Here is a 17,508-nt window from a genome sequence, read left to right as displayed (position 1 = left end):
TGCGTTTTCCTGTTATTTGTCCGGGCTGTCGATGATCAGTGTTTGCGGCGCGGTGGTGCTGCTGGCCAGGGGCTGGCTGCGACCGATCCACTCGCCGGCGGTCGGTTTGCCAGCACGGGAAATGCGCGCAACCAGTTGGACTTCAGGGAAGTTCGACAGTTTCAATTGCGGCATCATCGCGTCGGCATCGCCCAGTTCGACAGTCACCGGCAAGTCCGCCACTGTCATGCGCTTGACCGCCAGCGGGGCCGGCGGGCCGGACATCGCACGGGCGAAAATGAACACGCTATCACCCGGCTGAACCTTGGCTTTCAAATCCGCAGCCAGATCGACGTTGACCTTGAGGACGGCCGAGGCCTTGGCCGCCGGTGCTTGCGCAACCTTGCCGCCACTGGCCACCAGCTTCTCCGTGGCCCGGGTGATCCCGCCTTGCAACGCCTCACGGGACTGGTCGTCCGGCGGCAGTTGCGCCAGCAGGCGATTCCAATAGTCGATAGCGTCCTGATAGCGTTCGCCTTCAAACGCGGCGATGCCGAGCAGGCCGAGGCTGGTGACTTCCTTCGGATCGGCCTTGAGCGCTTCGTCGGTCAGGGCCTGGACCTTGTCCGACCACTTCTTGCCATCAGCGAAGTACTGGGCCTGGGCCCATTGACCGAGCAACTCGGGCTGACGACCGGCCAGGTTCACCGTGCGTTCGAACATCTTCGCCGCATCCGCCGGGCGATCCTGAGCCATGTAGGTGCGACCGAGGAAGTACATGCCTTCGGCGGAATCCGGTTGAGCGGCGACCACACGCTCCAGGCGCTGGGTCATCTCTTCCATCGACTTGGGTGCCTGGGAGAACTCACGGGTCAGTTCGACCTTGTCGCTGGCGCCGTAATGCATGTACAGCCCCAGGCCCAGCACCGGCACCAGAACGGCCGCCAGCAACGGCAAGGGTTTGCCCAGACGCGACACCCGCGGCGCTTCGACGCCCTCGGTGTCAGCCAGCAACTCACGAGCGGCTTCGGCACGACCGGCGTCCATTTGCGTCGCATCGAGCACGCCCTCTTCCTGCTGAGTCTGCAACTCAGCCACACGCTCCTGATAAAGCGCGACGTTCAGGGCGGTACGATCCTCTTCGCGCTGGGCGCGGCGGCTGCGCAGAACCGGGATCAACAGAAAACTCAGGGCAACCAGAAGCAGCAGACCTGCAGCGAGCCAGAAATCAATCATTCTTGGTTTTATCCAACAGTTGGTCGAGGCGCGAGCGCTCCTCGGCAGACAGCGAGCCCGGGGTGTCGGCGCGTTGCACGCGACGACGGCGGACGATCACCGCGATGATCACGACACCACCCAGCAGCAGGCCGGCGGGGCCGAACCAGAGCAAGGCGGTCTTGGCGTTCAGGGCCGGTTTGTAGCGGACGAAATCACCGTAGCGGTCGACCATGAAATCGATGATCTGCTGGTTGTCCTTGCCCTCGCCGAGCATGCGGAAAATCTCTTTGCGCAGGTCGGCGGCAATCGGTGCGTTGGAATCGGCGATGTCCTGATTCTGACACTTGGGGCAGCGCAGTTCCTTGGTCAGCTCGCGAAAGCGTTCGCGATCACCTTCCTTGGCGAACTCGTAAGTGTCGATCGCGGCGTGGGCCACGCCCGCCAGGCTCAAGCCCAGAACAGCGGCAGCTATCCAGCGCTTCATGGCTTGGCCTCATCGACCAGCGCCTGGTACTTGCCCGCCAGTTTTTCGCGCCAGACCTGCTCATCGATCACGCCGACGAACTTGTCGCGGATGATGCCCTTGGCGTCGATGAAGAAGGTTTCCGGCGCGCCGTACACACCGAGGTTGAGGCCCAGCGAGCCTTCGTCGTCACGAATGTCCAGTACATACGGGTTGTGGAAGTCCGTCAGCCACTTCAAGGCATCGGCGTTGGTGTCCTTGTAGTTGATGCCGTAGATCACCACGCCTTCCTGGGCCAGCTTGTTCAGCACCGGGTGCTCGACCCGGCAGGAAATGCACCAGGTGCCCCAGACGTTGACCAGCGCCGGTTTGCCGAGGATGTCCGCGCGGGTCAGGGTCTTGTCGCCCTGCACCGACGACAGGGAAAACTCCGGGAACGGCTTGTTGATCATGGCCGAAGGCAGCTCAGCCGGATCCAGGTACAACCCACGGTAAAGGAATACAGCGACCACCAGAAAAATCGCCAGTGGCAACAACATCAACCAACGCTTCATGCAGTGGCTCCCGACATGCCCAGTGCTTCACGCACCTTGGATTTCACCTTGACCCGATAACGTCGATCCAGTGCTGCCAGCAGCCCACCGAGACCGGTCAACAGCCCGCCGAACCAGATCCAGCGCACGAACGGCTTGACGTGCACGCGCACGGCCCAGGCGCCATTGCCCAACGGTTCACCGAGGGCGACATAGAGGTCGCGGGTGAAACCGGCGTCGATACCCGCTTCGGTCATCACCGAGTTCTGCACGGTGTACAGGCGTTTTTCCGGGTGCAGCACGCTGACTTCCTTGCCGTTGCGGATCACTCGGACGGTGCCCTTGTCGGACGTGAAGTTCGGACCTTCGAAGTGCTTGGCGCCTTCGAAGATGAAGTGGTAGCCGGCCAGGTCCATGGACTCGCCCGGCGCCAGGCGCAGGTCGCGCTCGGCACTGTTCTGGCTCGACAGCACCACGCCCAGCGCACACACGGCAATGCCCAGGTGCGCAACCTGCATGCCCCAGTAGCTGCGGGTCAGGGTCGGCAAACCTTTGATCAGGCCCTTGTGGCGGGTCTTGTCGAAGATGTCACGCACACCGGCCAGCAACACCCAGGCGGCGAGCATGAAGGTCGCGAGCACGGCCCAGTTGAAATCGCCGTAGGCGACGCCGGCCACTACGGCCATCGCGGCGCTGCCAAGCAATACCGGGGTGAGCATGCTCACCAGCCATTTCACCGGGGTGTCTTTCCAGCGCACGATCATGCCGACTGCCATCACCACCATCAGCAATGCCATCAACGGAATGAACAGCGCGTTGAAGTACGGCGGGCCGACCGACAGCTTGGCGCCGGTCATGGCGTCCAGAATCAGCGGATACAGGGTGCCGAGCAGGATCATCGACGCGGCCACCACCAGCACCAGGTTGTTGCCCAGCAGCAGGGTTTCCCGGGACCAGAGGTTGAAGCCGACCTGACTCTTGACCACTGGAGCGCGCAGGGCGAACAGCGTCAGCGAACCACCGACCACGAACAACAGGAAAATCAGGATGAACACCCCGCGCTCCGGGTCGGACGCAAAGGCGTGCACCGAGGTCAGCACGCCGGAACGCACGAGGAAGGTGCCCAGCAGGCTCAAGGAGAACGCGGCGATGGCCAGCAACACGGTCCAGCTCTTGAACACGCCACGTTTTTCCGTGACCGCCAACGAGTGAATCAGTGCGGTGCCCACCAGCCATGGCATGAACGAGGCGTTTTCCACCGGGTCCCAGAACCACCAGCCACCCCAGCCGAGTTCGTAGTAGGCCCACCACGAACCCAGGGTGATGCCAATGCCGAGGAACGCCCAGGCGACGATAGTCCATGGACGCGACCAGCGCGCCCACGCGGCATCCAGGCGACCGCCCATCAGCGCGGCGATGGCGAAGGCGAAGGCCACCGAGAATCCGACGTAGCCCATATACAGCATCGGCGGGTGCACGATCAGGCCGATGTCTTGCAGCAGCGGGTTGAGGTCGGCACCGTCGCTGGGCATTTGCGGCAGGATGCGCTTGAACGGGTTGGACGTCATGATCAGGAACAGCAGAAAACCGGTGCTGATCATGCCCATCACCGCCAGAACGCGGGCCAGCATGACCTGCGGCAACTGCCGGGAGAACACCGACACCGCGAAGGTCCAGCCGCCGAGGATCAAGGCCCATAACAGCAGGGAACCTTCGTGGGCCCCCCACACGGCGCTGAACTTGTAGTACCACGGCAAGGCACTGTTGGAGTTGTTGGCCACATAGGCCACGGAGAAGTCATCGACCATGAAGGCGTAGGTCAGGCAACCGAAGGCAAACACCAGGAAGGTGAACTGCCCCCACGCGGCCGGCTGGGCCAGGCTCATCCACAGGCGGTCACCGCGCCAGGCGCCGAGCAATGGCACCACGGCCTGGGCCAGGGCGAAGCACAGGGCCAGGATCATCGCCAGATGACCCAACTCGGGAATAAAGATGCCGGATGTCATGGATCAACCCTCCTTCGCGGGCGTTGGAGCCGATTGACCGCTGTCTTTCAACGCCTTGGTCACTTCCGGCGGCATGTACTTCTCGTCGTGCTTGGCCAGCACTTCATCGGCCACCACCACGCCATCGGCATTGATCTTGCCAAGGGCGACGATGCCCTGCCCTTCGCGGAACAGGTCCGGAAGGATGCCGCGATAGGTGATGGTCACGGATTTGTTGAAGTCGGTGACGACGAACTTCACGTCCAGGGAGTCGCCGGAACGCTCCAGCGAGCCCTTCTCGACCATGCCGCCAGCACGAATGCGCGTGTCTTGTGGCGCTTCACCGTTGGCGATCTGCGTTGGTGTGTAAAACAGATTGATGTTCTGCTGCAGGGCGCTCAGGGCCAGGCCGACGGCAGCACCGACCCCGACCAGGATTGCGAGAATGATGATAAGACGCTTTTTGCGCAGCGGATTCACTTGCCGTTCTCCCGGCGCAAACGACGCGCCTCTTGTTGCAGATACCGCTTGCGGGCCAGGATCGGCGCCGCCACGTTGAGGGCCAATACCGCCAGGCAGATGCCATAGGCTGACCAGACATACAGGCCATGATGACCCATGGCGAGGAAGTCGCCGAATGAAGCAAAACTCATCGAGCAACCTCCAGGCTGTTTTCCACTTCGGCCTTGACCCAACTGGCCCGGGCTTCGCGCTTGAGCACTTCAAGACGCATGCGCAGCAGCAGGACCGCGCCGAAGAAACAGTAGAACCCCAACGCCGTCAGCAGCAGTGGCAGCCACATTTCGGCGGGCATCGCCGGTTTTTCGGTGAGGGTGAAGGTCGCGCCCTGGTGCAGGGTGTTCCACCACTCCACCGAGTACTTGATGATCGGGATGTTGATCACGCCGACGATCGCCAGCACCGCGCAAGCCTTGGCCGCGCTGTCACGATTGCTGATGGCGTTGCCCAGCGCAATGAGACCGAAGTACAGGAATAGCAGAATCAACATGGACGTAAGGCGTGCATCCCAGACCCACCACGAGCCCCAGGTCGGCTTGCCCCAGATCGCGCCGGTGACCAACGCCACGGCGGTCATCCAGGCACCAATGGGCGCCGCGCATTGCAGGGCGACGTCGGCCAGTTTCATCTTCCATACCAGCCCGACGATGCCGCACACCGCCAGCATCACGTAGATGGACTGCGCCAGCATCGCGGCCGGGACGTGGATGTAGATGATGCGAAAACTGTTGCCCTGCTGGTAGTCCGGCGGCGCGAAGGCCAGGCCCCAGACCACGCCAACGCTGATCAGCAGCAACGCCGCGACGCTCAGCCAGGGCAGCATTTTGCCGCTGATGCCGTAAAACCATTTGGGCGAGCCAAGCTTGTGAAACCACGTCCAGTTCATACTCTGTTTCCGTCACGGTTGCTCTTTACTGTGAAGAGCCAGGGCCTGCTTTTTTTCAAAAAGAGTGGTTAATTTTTAACCAGGCCTCATTATTATTCGCCGACGCTGATCTTCAGGCCAGCAGCTATTGCAAAAGGTGTCAGGGTTATCGCCAGGGCGGTCAGGCTACCAAGCCACAGGAGATAACCGGTCGCCGGCATGCCCTGCAAGGCAGCCTGCAAGGCGCCACTGCCAAGGATCAACACCGGGATGTACAGCGGCAGAATCAGCAGTGCCAGTAACAGGCCACCGCGCTTCAAGCCCACGGTCAGTGCCGCACCCACCGCACCGAGCAAGCTCAGTACCGGTGTACCGAGCAGCAACGAAAGCAGCAACACCGGCAGACAGGCGGCAGGCAGGCCGAGCATCAACGCCAGTAAAGGCGCGAGCAAAACCAGTGCCAGGCCGGAAAAAGCCCAGTGTGCCAGCACTTTGGCCAATACCAGAAGAGCCAGGGGGTGCGGCGAAAGGACCCACTGTTCAAGCGAACCGTCTTCGAAATCACTGCGGAAAAGCCCGTCCAGCGAGAGCAGAACCGATAAAAGTGCCGCGACCCAGACCAGTCCCGGAGACAAGGTTTGCAACAATTGAGACTCGGGGCCGACCGCCAGCGGGAACAGGGATACCACGATGGCGAAGAATACGAGTGGATTGGCCAACTCCGCCGGACGACGGAACAGCAGACGAGCCTCGCGGGCGACCAGCAGGCCGAAAACACTCATACGGCCCAGCTCCCCAGATCGATGTCGCGATAACCGGCCGGCATCCGGCTCAGCGTGTGATGAGTGGTCAACACCACCATGCCACCGCGCTCACAGTGGCCAGCCAGGTGTTCTTCGAGTTGAGCCACGCCCTGCTTGTCGAGGGCGGTAAAGGGCTCATCGAGGATCCACAGCGGCGGGCTGTCCAGATACAGTCGCGCGAGTGCGACGCGGCGCTGCTGACCAGCGGACAACGTATGACAAGGAACATCCTCGAACCCGCGCAGCCCGACCGCGGCCAGCGCCTGCCAGATCGCCTCATGGGTCGCCGGATGATGCAAGGCACATAGCCAGCTCAGGTTCTCTTCCGGTGTCAGCAAATCCTTGATCCCGGCCGCGTGGCCGATCCACAGCAGGTTGCGCGCCAGCTCAAAGCGTTGTTCGTTCAGCGGCTGGCCGTTGAGCAGCACCTGACCGGCGGTCGGCTGCATCAGCCCCGAGAGCAGGCGCAGCAGGCTGGTCTTGCCACTGCCGTTGGGACCACTGATTTGCACCATTTCGCCACTGGCCAGTCTCAAATCGAGATTTTCGAAGAGCAGCCGAAGGTCTCGCTCACAGGCAAGGGCAACGGTTTGCAGGACAGGACTGGTCAAGGGTTCATGGGCCTTATACGGTTCAAGTCGGCACTGACGCGGCCGTTAAAGAGATGCAGCATAGATGCAATGACGTCTTGTTCTAGAGAGCTGCGTCAAACATTTGCAAAGTTTTCGCCATTTTTGGATACAACGGCGCGGCATTATACATGCCAGGCCTTACTCTAAAGAGTGCATTTTCCTCAGGTTGTGACCGCGTATGACAGGCGAAATGAACATCCTCCCGCTACCGCAAACCATCCCGGCGACGTCACGCCCGCAGGTGGTCAGCGGTGAGTTGCTCAAATTGCTGACACCGGTGGAGGGGCTGATCAGCGTCGGTCAAACCGCCCAGGCCGAAGTGTTGTCGCTCAAGCAGGCGGATCAGACTTTCCAGATGCTGCTCAAGGTCACCCTCGACAGCGGCCGCCAGACCACGGTGCAGACCACCAGCAATCAACCGCTGGCCCAGGGCACGACGCTGCTCGTCAGCCAACCCTCGGCCGGCAACCTGGCCGTGACGGTGCAGCAGGCTATCGCCTCCAGCGTCGCCACCCTCACTAGAATCGACACCGCGCAACTGCCCGTGGGCTCCCTGCTGCAGGGCAAAGTGCTGACCTCGCAAGTGCTGCCGCAGGTACCCGGCCAACCCATGGTGTTTCGCTCGATGGTGGGCCTGCTCAATACCGCACTGAGCGGCAGCACCCTGAGCATCGACAGTCCGCAGCCATTGCGTATCGGCACCTTGCTGAGCGCCCAGGTGCAGGACACCCAGACCGTGAAGTTCGTGCCCCTGAGCAGCCGCCAGGAACAATTGGCGGTGACCCAGCAACTGGTCGACCAGCAAAGCCGCCAAGGCTCGCTGGATGGCTTGCTCAAGCTCCTGCAGAACCTTCCGGCCTCGGACCAGACCTCCGCCGAACTGCGTAGCGTCGCTGCCCGCCTGCTCGCCGGCCTGCCGGATGTCCAGCAACTGAGCACCCCCAAGGGCCTGGCATTGGCCCTGGCCAGCAGCGGTGCGTTCCTCGAAAGCAAACTGCTGAGCGGGCAGAACCCGGCGCTCGCACCGGACATGAAAGGCAATTTGCTCAAGCTGGTCGCGCAATTGAGCCAGGGCTTGCCGGCCCACACCAGCCTCGGCGCGATCATCGCCGCCAATACCCTGGCCCAGGCCATGCCGAATTTTGTCCGCAATGCCCTGGGCATGCTCGGCCAGGTCAGTGCCAAACCGTCGCCGAGCAGTTTCCCGCTGCCCGAACGCCAGCTGCAAAGCGCCGAGGGTGAAGGCGACCTCGAACACCTGCTGCGCCTGGCCGCCGCCGCGGTTTCACGCCTGCAAAGCCATCAGCTGTCGAGCCTGGAACAAACCGGCGTTACTGCCGACGGACGGCTGATGAGCACCTGGCAGCTGGAAATCCCGATGCGCAATCTGCAAGACATCGTGCCACTGCAGGTCAAGTTCCAGCGTGAGGACGCCCCCGAAAAACAACCGCCAAAGGAGCGTCGCGAAGAACGCGAACCCAAGCAGCAGTTGTGGCGCGTGGAACTGGCCTTCGCCATGGAGCCTTTGGGACCGCTGCAAATTCAGGCGCAACTGATCAAGGGCAGCCTCTCCAGCCAGCTCTGGGCCGAGCGGCCGTACACCGCCAGCCTGATCGAAAGCAATCTGGCCGGCCTGCGTAACCGCCTGCTGACCGCCGGCCTCAACGTCGGCGACCTGGACTGCCACCTCGGCACACCACCCCAAGGCCCGCAAACCCGCCTCGAACAACGCTGGGTCGACGAAACCGCATGAAAAACCCCAACGCCCCACGCCAGGCCATCGCCCTCAAATACGACGGCACCCACGCCCCCACCCTCACCGCCAAGGGCGACGAAGAGCTGGCGGAAGAAATCCTGCGCATCGCCCGCGACTGCGAAGTGCCGATCTACGAAAATGCCGAACTGGTGAGGTTGTTGGCGAGGATGGAGCTGGGGGACAGCATTCCGCAGGAGCTCTATCTGACGATTGCGGAGATCATTGCGTTTGCGTGGAGTTTGAAGGGGAAGTTTCCGGCGGGGATGGGGCCGGATGCGTTGATGGTGGAGAAGGACGTCACCGAACGCGGGGATGACTACTGAAATTTCAAGGGCGCCATCGCGAGCAAGCTCGCTCCCACAGGTGTCTGCAGTGATTTTGTGCCCGGCATAGAACCACTGTAGGAGCGAGCCTGCTCGCGATGGAGGTATGAGCACCGCGTTTCTTCAGGAAACCCGCGTCATCGTTAACGTCCATCGCGAGCAGGCTCGCTCCTACAGGTTTCTAGCTGCTCTTGTGAAGCTTGCTCATCAACTCCGCCTCAGCCTGGGTCAAGTCGCAGGACTGGGTCAGCCCATCCCGACCATCACGTGCAGTTATTGCAGGAACAGCATTAATTAGAGGTTCCCGGCGGTTTTTGGCAGCGGCAAACCCGTGGCGGGATCAAGTCCCTTTTCGGCGCTGAGTTTCTCGATCAGCTCTGCTGATGGAACGATGGGAACAGCCGAGTCACGCTCTCGTTTCCATTGGAAGGTACCGTCCCACTCGGGGAGGGTCGCAGGTGGGAGTGGGACGATGTCATCCAGATCGGGCATTTTTGCCCCGAGATGTTCGTGTCGCGTCAGGAAGTCGCTGATTTTATTGTATCGATCAACGCGCTCGCCATCTTGCTTAACAGCCAGGTAGTACAGTTCATCGGACGCTGGCGGCCCTTCGAAGGCACTCGCCAGTTGACTAGCACTGCTGTCATCGCCATTGCGAATTGCTATTTGAAAGCCTTGTAGAGCTTCTTGGTATAGCTCTGAACCTTGCGAATAAATTGCGTAATTTCTTCCCGCCGAGTGATTACCTTGTTCCATCGCACACTTGTACATCGCCAGCATGGTTTCGGCCGTATTGGGTACATAGGATAGAAGCCTGCCTATGTAGTATTGGGCGTCCGGATTCCCCAAATCGGCCGCTCGCCGAAAATAGGCTCTGGAGGCCGCGACATCCTGTTTGACTCCATAACCCAACTCCAGGTAATGCGCCATATCGTAATAAGCCCCCGGGATACCTTGAGCAATATAAAATTCGGCCAGATCGATGACCTCTTTACTCGCGTCAGGAGAGCGGGCTTGTCCGGTTGACAGCAGGAATTGCAGATTGGTCGCGGCCTTATAATGATCGTGTGCAGCCGCGATACGATAGTAGCGGGCTATTTCGTCGTAATCCTTCTGCCCTTTACTCTTTTCCAGGTAAAGACCATACCGGTATAGGACGTCCGCATCCTGATTCAATACAGGCAACGAATCGCGCTCATATGCGCACTTAAACTCGAGTCTACTGTAGGCAAAGTCCACCGATGCGGCATCAGGCATCTGCTCTTCTTCTTTTGAGCAGGCCGTGATCATCAAGAGACCGAACAATGCCAGCAGCGGCCTACTCGCCCCCATCCGTTTGCTTATTAAATATCCCGGCATAATTTCACTCGATAATTAATGAATCCCCCCATCTATTCACGTCCTCCGAACTGCCCAACTCGCTCCCCCGACGATAACGGTCAGGTATTCCCGGTGGGTTTTGGCAGCGGCAAGCCCGTGGCGGGATCAAGTCCCTTTTCAACGCTTAGTTTTTCGATCAGCTCTACTGATGGAACGATGGGAACAGCCGAATCACGCTCTCGTTTCCATTGGAAGGTACCGTCCCACTCAGGGAGGGTCGCAGGTGGGAGCGGGACGATGTCATCCAGGTCGGGCATTTTTGCCCCGAGGTGTTCGTGTCGCGTCAGGAAGTCGCTGATTTTATTGTATCGATCGACGCGCTCGTCATCTTGCTGTAAAGCCAGATAGTTTAGTTCATTGGAAGCAGGTGGTCCTTTGAATGCATTAGCGAGACTATACGCACTCAGATCGTCGCCATTTCGGGTAGCTGTCTGGTAGCCGCGTAGCGCCTCTTGATAATTCCCGGTGACTTTCGAGTAGCTTGAATAATATCTTCCCGCCAATCTATTACCTTGTTCCATCGCACACTTGTACATCGCCTGTATAATATCGGCCGTATTTGGTACATATGACAGTAGTCTGCCTATGTAATACTGAGCGTCCGGATTCCCCAAGTCAGCCGACCGACGAAAGTAAGCCCTAGAGGCCGCGACATCCTGTTTGACGCCATAGCCCAACTCTAGGTAATGCGCCATATCGTAATAAGCCCCAGGAATGCCTTGAGCAACGTAGTATTCGGCTAGATCGATGACCTCTTTACTGGCGTCAGGAGAGCGGGATTGTCCGGTTGACAGCATAAATTGCAAATTGGTCGCGGCCTTGTAGTGGTCGTGGGCTGCCGCGATACGATAGTAGCGGGCTATCTCGTCGTAATCCTTTTGTCCTTTTCGCTTTTCCAGGTAAAGGCCATACCTATAGAGAATGTCCGCATCCTGATTCAACGCCGGTAACGAATCACGCTCATATACGCACTTAAATTTCAATCTGCTGTAGGCAAAGTCTGTTTGCGAAGATTCGGGCATCCTTTCTTCCTTTTTTGAACAAGCCAACACAAAAAAACACAACAATGAAACGAGAACTATTTTTTTCATTACTTAGTCCAAATTCTTCCTGACAGGACTCTCTTGTAGAAACTCAACCAATGATGCAACCGGCGACGTTGAAGTCATCACAGTTTCTCTTTGCAGACCTTGCAATCTTCGGGCGTTATTTTCTACAAGAATCTCATTCCATTTTTTAAATATCTCAGCCATGTCAGCGCCAATGGTTTTGTCCCCCGTATGCACCCCAAACAAATGCTCCCTCAACGGCCTCGTCACCGCAGGATCCTCAATACAAATATTCAACTCACTGTCCACCTGCATACTGCGCGTATTGATGTTCGCGGAACCCAGCGTGGTGAACACGTCATCGACGATCATCAACTTGCTGTGCACATACACATCCATCCAGTTTTCAGGCGGGGAATCAGGTGCCACCAGGGTACAAATGTGCACTTTCAGGCCGGGAATTTCCGTGGGTGATATGACGGCCTGGTCTTGCTGGGGAAACTCTTTTTCAAGCTGCGCAACCCTGGCGCGTGCGCGTTCCCGCTTGTCTTTCAAGGTTTCGTAGTACCGAGCCGCCGCCGGGTCATGCTCGGTATCGCGTTGATCCTTGAAAATGCGCGCATTGATGGAAGCCAGGCGCTCGGCCAGCTTGGCTTGGTCAAGTTCGGCCTGTAGACCGTCACGCCGTTCGGCCCTGGCGACACCCGGCATCAACTCCGGGCGGCCCAACTGCTTCAACATGCGGAAAGTATTGACCGAGCCATCGCCCATGGCTTCGCTGGAGGAGTTGGTCACGACGAACAGGTACAGCGGCCCGTCTTTTTCAAGATCGCGCCCGCCTTTGAGAAGGTTTTGCACGACGCTCTTGATCTTGTCCGCCAGCGGTGGCCAGCGAAAGTACTGGTTCTCGATGTAGATGAATCGGGTCGTGTTGTTGACGGCCTTCAGGTAGACCTTCTCGATGTCACGGATGTTTTCCTGGCTTTGGGTCCTGAGTATCTGCGCCATGACGGGAGGGCCGTAGCCTGGGCGCAGGCGCAGTTGTCCGGCGAGGTGTTGACGAGGGCCGAGCAGGTCGACGCGGGTTTCTTTTTTCCAGGCGGCGCAGAAGTTGTCGTTCAAGAACTCAAGCACCGGACCGCTCACTCGGCTGGAAATATCCTGCCGGGGCGTTTCGCCGTTGCGTCCGAACTGCGCATGGTGTCGCACATGGCTGTGATCATCATTGTCCCAATAGGCATCCAGCGTGTTGTGCCCCATCACGAACCCGACGGCGACCTCCGGTTGCTCGTAGTCCACCAGCACCATTTTCTGGTGGTGGCTCGGCTCGGCAACCATGGCCACCGAACTCATGACTTTGTTGGTCGTGTCGCGATCCTTGTCCAGTGCCTTCAAGGTCAGGCGCCAGGCAATTTCTGCACGATCCAGCAGGCCGAAGTCGCGAGTGACGAATTCGATGTTCTTGATGCTCAGAGAGGGGTCATTGCCCCATCGCATCAGGCGAAAGAAACGCTGGCCCAGCTCGATGGGGCCGGTTTCGGCGCCCGTGTAGGCCAGCCGGATCTGGCGATACCACATCTTGTCATATTCGATTTGTACGTCGTTGCGGTTCTGCTTGTACTTGCCGAACCAGTTGGTGACGTTGTCACCGGGCGTCGGGTTTTCCGAGGTCTGGGCGAGGCGCAACGTGTCGTACCAACACAGGATTCGGACTTGAACGCCTTCAAGGGCTTTCTTGATCAACAGATCGCCGATGCACAGCGAACCGGTATCGCCGCGCTTGAAGTACATCGACGGCTGAAACCCCCAACAGATGATTTCCACGCTGGTTTTGGCGGCCGAGATGGCGTCATACACCGAGCTGAAGGCGCGCTCGCCATTCACCAGCGGCTCGAAGGTGGCGGGCGCCGGGACGTATTCGGTGCACTGTACGAACCACGGCAGGTTGAGCTGGCAGGAGGTGGTCTTGCTCGTGGCGATCGGGACTGTGATCGTGGGTGTGGTCATCTTCAAGCCTCCGGTTCTGCAGTGTTCAATTGGGCATAGGTCTGGCGGAACCCGCTGGAGCTGTCTGGCGGCGTATCGCCCGGTCGAGGTTGTTGCTCATGACGGTGGAAACCCTGGTTGGCCCGTTGGGCATTGCCCGGCTCTCCCAGGTAAGCGCCGCCCACCGGCACCTCGTAGCTGACGCCGTTGGCCAGTTCGATGTGATAACGGCGGGTGGTGACGTGGTGGTCGACGGCAATCCGGCCACTGGTATCCATGACACCTTTTGCGGCCTGAACCCCATCGGCAAAGAGTGTGTAAGGCATGCCCGCCCACGGCTGAAAACCTGCGGCGCTGCTTTGCCCGACCGCCAATGCCAGCGTCTGACTGACCGAGCCCGTTGGCCACGCCGGGTTGTCGCGGTTGAGTTGTGCCGGGCCCCTGAAGGACTTTTTCACGCCCCTTACATCAACGGTGCCAGGCGCATGGATGTCGATGTTGCCGTCCTTGATGCGAATGTAAGCGCCGCCGCTGGTCAGCAGAATTTCATCCTGAGCGGCAATTTCGACGGAACGCCCGGTCGAAGTGATACGCACGCTGTCCTGGGCGGTGAGCTCGATGGCATCGCTCTGTGCCTGTATTTCAATCTTGCCTTTGGCCGCGAACAGCTTGGCGCCCGCTGCCTTGGCGAACAGGCTGATGCTTTGAGCAACACTGGCCAGCAATGACTGGCCGCTGGCAAGGTTGATGTCTTCTCCGCTCGACAAGGTCAACTGCTTGCCGCTATGAATGTGGGTATTTTGCGGCGTCGCGGTGACGATGTCGGCAGGCGCTGAGGCGATCAATAGCGGCTTGTGAAAGCCCGCCGTGCGGCCACGGCCACCACTGCTGATCGCCGCATCGGTGTCACCGCCATTGCGTGGTTGTCGTTGATTGCCGGTGAGGTGTTTGCCTTCACTGCCATAGTCCAGCCGAGTATCGACATCAAGTTGACCGAGGCTGTCGACACTTCCCTGCATCGGCAGGGCATTGTGCTGGCGAGCGGCCTCGGACAATGCCTTGACCCGCTCCTGGGCGTTTATCAGTTGCGTGCGGGCTTCCTCGACATCGACCTGGCCGCCTTGCGCTTTGGTGCGTGGCCAGGTGCTGAGATACAAACCCTGCTGCGCGCGCAAGGCACCGTAGGCATCGGTGCGCAACTCAAAACCTGTACCCCGCAGGGCGCCACGCTGATTGCCCTGCTGGTCGATTAGATAACCGAGGTTCAACTGGCTGTGGCCATGGCTGCTGTGGATCTGGGTCCGTATCTGGCCGGTGGAGTCGTCCATCACCCACTGGTTGTAACCAAGTCCTTTGATCTCCTGGCTCTTGTAACCGCTCATCAACCCGCTTGAGTGCCAGGCGGGCTTGTGTCCGCCATAGACCTGCCCCATCACCAGGGGGCGGTCGATGTCGTTGTCGAGGAACGTCACCACGACCTCTTCCCCCGAGCGAGGCACGTTCACGCTGCCCCAGCCCTCGCCACTGCTGGCCTGCATCATGCGCAGCCAGCATGAGCCCAGTTCGCCATCCTTGAGCAGACGGTCCCAATGAAAACGTACGCAGATACGGTTGAGCTGGTCGGTAAAGACCTCGCGACCGCTCGGGGCCACGACGACGGCGGTCTGCGGGCCGGGGTTGGCCGGTTTGGCATGAACGAAAGGGCTGCGATAAGCAATGTCCAGTCGCTGGGTCTCGAAGCGGTTCAGGTAAAAGCCTTCGCTATCCACTTCGTGCATCGACTGACGCTGCTCGGATTCGAAAAGCGCTTTCAGGCTACCGGGCGGGCTTGCTCGCTGCGTGCCGACCGGCAGGTTGCTCTGGGCAAAAAACTCGACCGCGATGATCAGGAACTGGCGTTCCTTGGGCGTCCTGGATTCATACAACGGATGTTGGGTCAGCTCGAAACCATGACCCGGTTGCATCTGGCGCACGCCACCTTGCCCATGGATGCGTCTGGCAGCCGATTCGTCCTGCTCAATCTGCACGCGGCTCAGCCAGTCGCCACGGTCCGGGTTTTGCCAGGCATATTGCCCACGGTATTGATAACGCTCGAGGTCTGGTGGCGCCGAAGATGCTGGCAGCGCCGGGGTTCGGGTGATTTGTGATCGGGCATGACAGAGGTAGTCGCTGCTGCTTGATTGCACCAGGCCATTGAGCAATCGGGCTCCGGGGCTCCATTGAGTAATGCTGTCTTGCCGGTCAGCGGCCTGTTGCGTATGAAAACGCAAGGCAGATGGGTTCAAGGTCGGTAAAAGCATGGCGCTGTCAGTGAAGACGATGCAGTGGCTATCAAGCGCGTGTTCCACGTACCAGAACAAACCTTCCTGTTCGCACCAGCGCTGCACGAAATGGGCATCGGTCTCGTTGAACTGGGTGACGTAGGACAGCAGCGGATATTCCCGTGACAGTTCGAAGCGGTACGCGCCACGCGCCTGGCTGTAGTGCTGGAACACCTGGGCGAGGATGTCGGGAAGGCTCACCTCCTGCCAGATCCTGCAATCCACACGGTATTCCAGCAGGCTGAACCAGGGAGCGAAGACCAGTTGCCAATCGTCCAGACCGCCGTCACTTCCCAGGTAGCGCACGCTTTCCACCCAGCCATGCCTTGGGCTCAAACTGCCGTCGTCCAGCTTGATGCTCAGTTGGACCGCCTGACCAATCAGTTGTTCGGGGTCGAACACCGTCGCCTGGTTGATCACGTCAACCGTGTAGCGAGGCACCCGGCCCAGCCGCTCCCGGGCATGGGCTCGCAGCGCGAACAGCTCCTGCCCTTGGGGCGTCGTCAGTTGCAACAGGCGTCCGGCCTGGCTCAATGGCTGGACAAACGAAGCCAATGCCGTGTCTGTGATTGAATTCACCGTTCAAACTCCCTGTTTCACAAATGCATGAGGCTTCAGCCGATCAGCCAGCCCCGGGTCTGGTCGGACAACCTGCGATCCAGTATCCATACTGCGCAGCCAGGTTTAGCGGTTGCAGTCAGCCAGGCGAGGCCGATTTGCACCCATTGCTCGGTCACAGGCCCGAACCGGGCGCTGAGTGTGTTGAGGCGAACCTGATGATCGAGGTCCAGCCCAGGCAAGAATTTCCGGGCATATTCGCCGAGCTGAGTGAGACGGTTGTCACCGAGTGCGCCCTCTCCGATCAGCACGCTGACTCGCGCCGGATCGATGGCCGTGAGCTTGCACAGTTTTGCCATCAACAGCTCGAGGGTTTGCGTGTCGGTACGCGCCTGGGAAGTGCGCGCCGGGTGATCCAGCTGGATCGGCGCAAACAGTTTCAGAGCGTTGGCGGTCTGCGGGTCCGTCAGCTTTGGCTGACGACGCAGCAACACCGCGCTGACCGCTTCGCCAGCCATCTCATCAGGTGCGCAACACGACGCCTGCTCCTTGCAGACCCATGTGTCCAGACTCAGGCACAACAGGTACTGCGGCCCGGCACTGCGACCAAGGACCTCGAGCAACCACTGCCCCGGGGCTTGGGTCTGCAGGTCAAAACCATGTAGCGGCATCAGCTCCCGAGGCCACAGGCCCTCGGCTCGATCAATCCAGTCCATCGCGCCGACAGCATCTGGAACAAACAACACAACCTGGGTGTTCGACCAGTCGATTGAGTCCCGCATTGTCGACGCCCATTTTTTCAGGGCGCCCTGCAGGATTTCACTGGAACGCCCAAGCGCCTCGACTGCTGGCCATCCCGCGGCGGGAGTGGCGAGACGGCGAATGGGCCGCCGCAGTCCGCGCGCATCAAGCAGGCGTGGGTCATGAGAGAAGTTGCTACGCATCCTTGCCAGTTCGCTCACTGGCAACGGTGCGTCATAGGGGCCGCAAGGTAGCCAGACCCAGGCCCGTGCAATGCTGACGCAGCTGGAGGCGAAATCCCCCGTGGAAAATAACGCGTCCGCCAGACGTTGCGCCTCCTGCGCCGCCAACCGTCGTTCGGAGATCCGATCGTAGATACTTGTTCGATATTCCATCT

Annotated in this window: 16 protein-coding genes and 1 pseudogene; 2 read left to right on the top strand and 15 right to left on the bottom strand. The window is 59.8% G+C overall.

Annotated features, from left to right (window positions below):
- Positions 1-12: 12 nt before the first annotated feature.
- The 9 genes from ccmI to ccmA form a co-directional block, all read right to left on the bottom strand.
- Positions 13-1,215 carry a c-type cytochrome biogenesis protein CcmI gene (gene ccmI / locus QMK54_RS08105; protein ID WP_320402317.1) on the bottom strand — a complete coding sequence of 401 codons (1,203 nt, stop codon included), beginning with the start codon at positions 1,213-1,215 and terminating at the stop codon, positions 13-15.
- Positions 1,208-1,681, bottom strand: coding sequence for a cytochrome c-type biogenesis protein (locus tag QMK54_RS08100; RefSeq protein ID WP_223591182.1), 474 nt, complete (start codon positions 1,679-1,681; stop codon positions 1,208-1,210). The genes ccmI and QMK54_RS08100 overlap by 8 nt, the downstream gene beginning before the upstream one ends.
- The gene (locus QMK54_RS08095; protein WP_320402316.1) at positions 1,678-2,214 is read right to left on the bottom strand and encodes a DsbE family thiol:disulfide interchange protein; all 537 of its coding nucleotides are present in this window, start codon (positions 2,212-2,214) and stop codon (positions 1,678-1,680) included. Before QMK54_RS08095 ends, QMK54_RS08100 begins: the two co-directional genes overlap by 4 nt.
- Positions 2,211-4,199, bottom strand: coding sequence for a heme lyase CcmF/NrfE family subunit (locus QMK54_RS08090; RefSeq protein ID WP_223591186.1), 1,989 nt, complete (start codon positions 4,197-4,199; stop codon positions 2,211-2,213). The genes QMK54_RS08095 and QMK54_RS08090 overlap by 4 nt, the downstream gene beginning before the upstream one ends.
- Positions 4,200-4,202: 3 nt before the next feature.
- The gene (gene ccmE, locus QMK54_RS08085; protein WP_110659692.1) at positions 4,203-4,658 is read right to left on the bottom strand and encodes a cytochrome c maturation protein CcmE; all 456 of its coding nucleotides are present in this window, start codon (positions 4,656-4,658) and stop codon (positions 4,203-4,205) included.
- Entirely contained in the window at positions 4,655-4,831 is a 177-nt protein-coding gene (gene ccmD / locus QMK54_RS08080) for a heme exporter protein CcmD (RefSeq protein ID WP_008055370.1), read from the bottom strand. The genes ccmE and ccmD overlap by 4 nt, the downstream gene beginning before the upstream one ends.
- Positions 4,828-5,583: a heme ABC transporter permease gene (locus QMK54_RS08075; RefSeq protein WP_007980756.1), complete on the bottom strand. Its 756-nt coding sequence runs from the start codon at positions 5,581-5,583 to the stop codon at positions 4,828-4,830. Before QMK54_RS08075 ends, ccmD begins: the two co-directional genes overlap by 4 nt.
- 92 nt (positions 5,584-5,675) lie before the next feature.
- Positions 5,676-6,344 carry a heme exporter protein CcmB gene (gene ccmB, locus QMK54_RS08070; RefSeq protein ID WP_007980754.1) on the bottom strand — a complete coding sequence of 223 codons (669 nt, stop codon included), beginning with the start codon at positions 6,342-6,344 and terminating at the stop codon, positions 5,676-5,678.
- Positions 6,341-6,976, bottom strand: coding sequence for a cytochrome c biogenesis heme-transporting ATPase CcmA (gene ccmA, locus QMK54_RS08065; RefSeq protein ID WP_110659691.1), 636 nt, complete (start codon positions 6,974-6,976; stop codon positions 6,341-6,343). Before ccmA ends, ccmB begins: the two co-directional genes overlap by 4 nt.
- Positions 6,977-7,175: 199 nt before the next feature.
- Here ccmA and QMK54_RS08060 point away from each other — a divergent pair, with 199 nt between their 5' ends.
- Complete coding sequence (locus tag QMK54_RS08060; protein WP_320402315.1) at positions 7,176-8,750, top strand: flagellar hook-length control protein FliK; 1,575 nt, start codon at positions 7,176-7,178, stop codon at positions 8,748-8,750.
- Positions 8,747-9,076 (top strand): EscU/YscU/HrcU family type III secretion system export apparatus switch protein, encoded by a 330-nt coding sequence (locus QMK54_RS08055; protein WP_150716477.1) that lies wholly within the window; start codon positions 8,747-8,749, stop codon positions 9,074-9,076. Before QMK54_RS08060 ends, QMK54_RS08055 begins: the two co-directional genes overlap by 4 nt.
- Before the next feature lie 181 nt (positions 9,077-9,257).
- Here the strand turns inward: QMK54_RS08055 and QMK54_RS08050 are convergent.
- The 6 genes and pseudogenes from QMK54_RS08050 to QMK54_RS08025 all read right to left on the bottom strand — a co-directional run.
- Positions 9,258-9,332 (bottom strand): annotated as a pseudogene (locus QMK54_RS08050) (DUF2802 domain-containing protein); the annotation flags it as partial.
- Between the two features lie 38 nt (positions 9,333-9,370).
- Positions 9,371-10,435 carry a DUF6396 domain-containing protein gene (locus tag QMK54_RS08045; RefSeq protein ID WP_320402314.1) on the bottom strand — a complete coding sequence of 355 codons (1,065 nt, stop codon included), beginning with the start codon at positions 10,433-10,435 and terminating at the stop codon, positions 9,371-9,373.
- An 80-nt stretch (positions 10,436-10,515) separates the two neighbouring features.
- Complete coding sequence (locus QMK54_RS08040; protein ID WP_320402313.1) at positions 10,516-11,547, bottom strand: DUF6396 domain-containing protein; 1,032 nt, start codon at positions 11,545-11,547, stop codon at positions 10,516-10,518.
- A 3-nt stretch (positions 11,548-11,550) separates the two neighbouring features.
- Entirely contained in the window at positions 11,551-13,512 is a 1,962-nt protein-coding gene (locus tag QMK54_RS08035; RefSeq protein WP_320402312.1) for a phospholipase D-like domain-containing protein, read from the bottom strand.
- A gap of 2 nt (positions 13,513-13,514) precedes the next feature.
- Positions 13,515-16,391: a type VI secretion system Vgr family protein gene (locus QMK54_RS08030; protein ID WP_320402311.1), complete on the bottom strand. Its 2,877-nt coding sequence runs from the start codon at positions 16,389-16,391 to the stop codon at positions 13,515-13,517.
- A 35-nt stretch (positions 16,392-16,426) separates the two neighbouring features.
- Entirely contained in the window at positions 16,427-17,506 is a 1,080-nt protein-coding gene (locus QMK54_RS08025; RefSeq protein WP_320402310.1) for a hypothetical protein, read from the bottom strand.
- Positions 17,507-17,508 lie beyond the last annotated feature (2 nt).

It is taken from the genome of Pseudomonas sp. P5_109, from assembly GCF_034009455.1.
Taxonomy (GTDB): Bacteria; Pseudomonadota; Gammaproteobacteria; order Pseudomonadales; family Pseudomonadaceae; genus Aquipseudomonas.
Note: the sequence above shows the minus strand (reverse complement) of the source record. Positions and strands in the feature narration are given on the sequence as shown.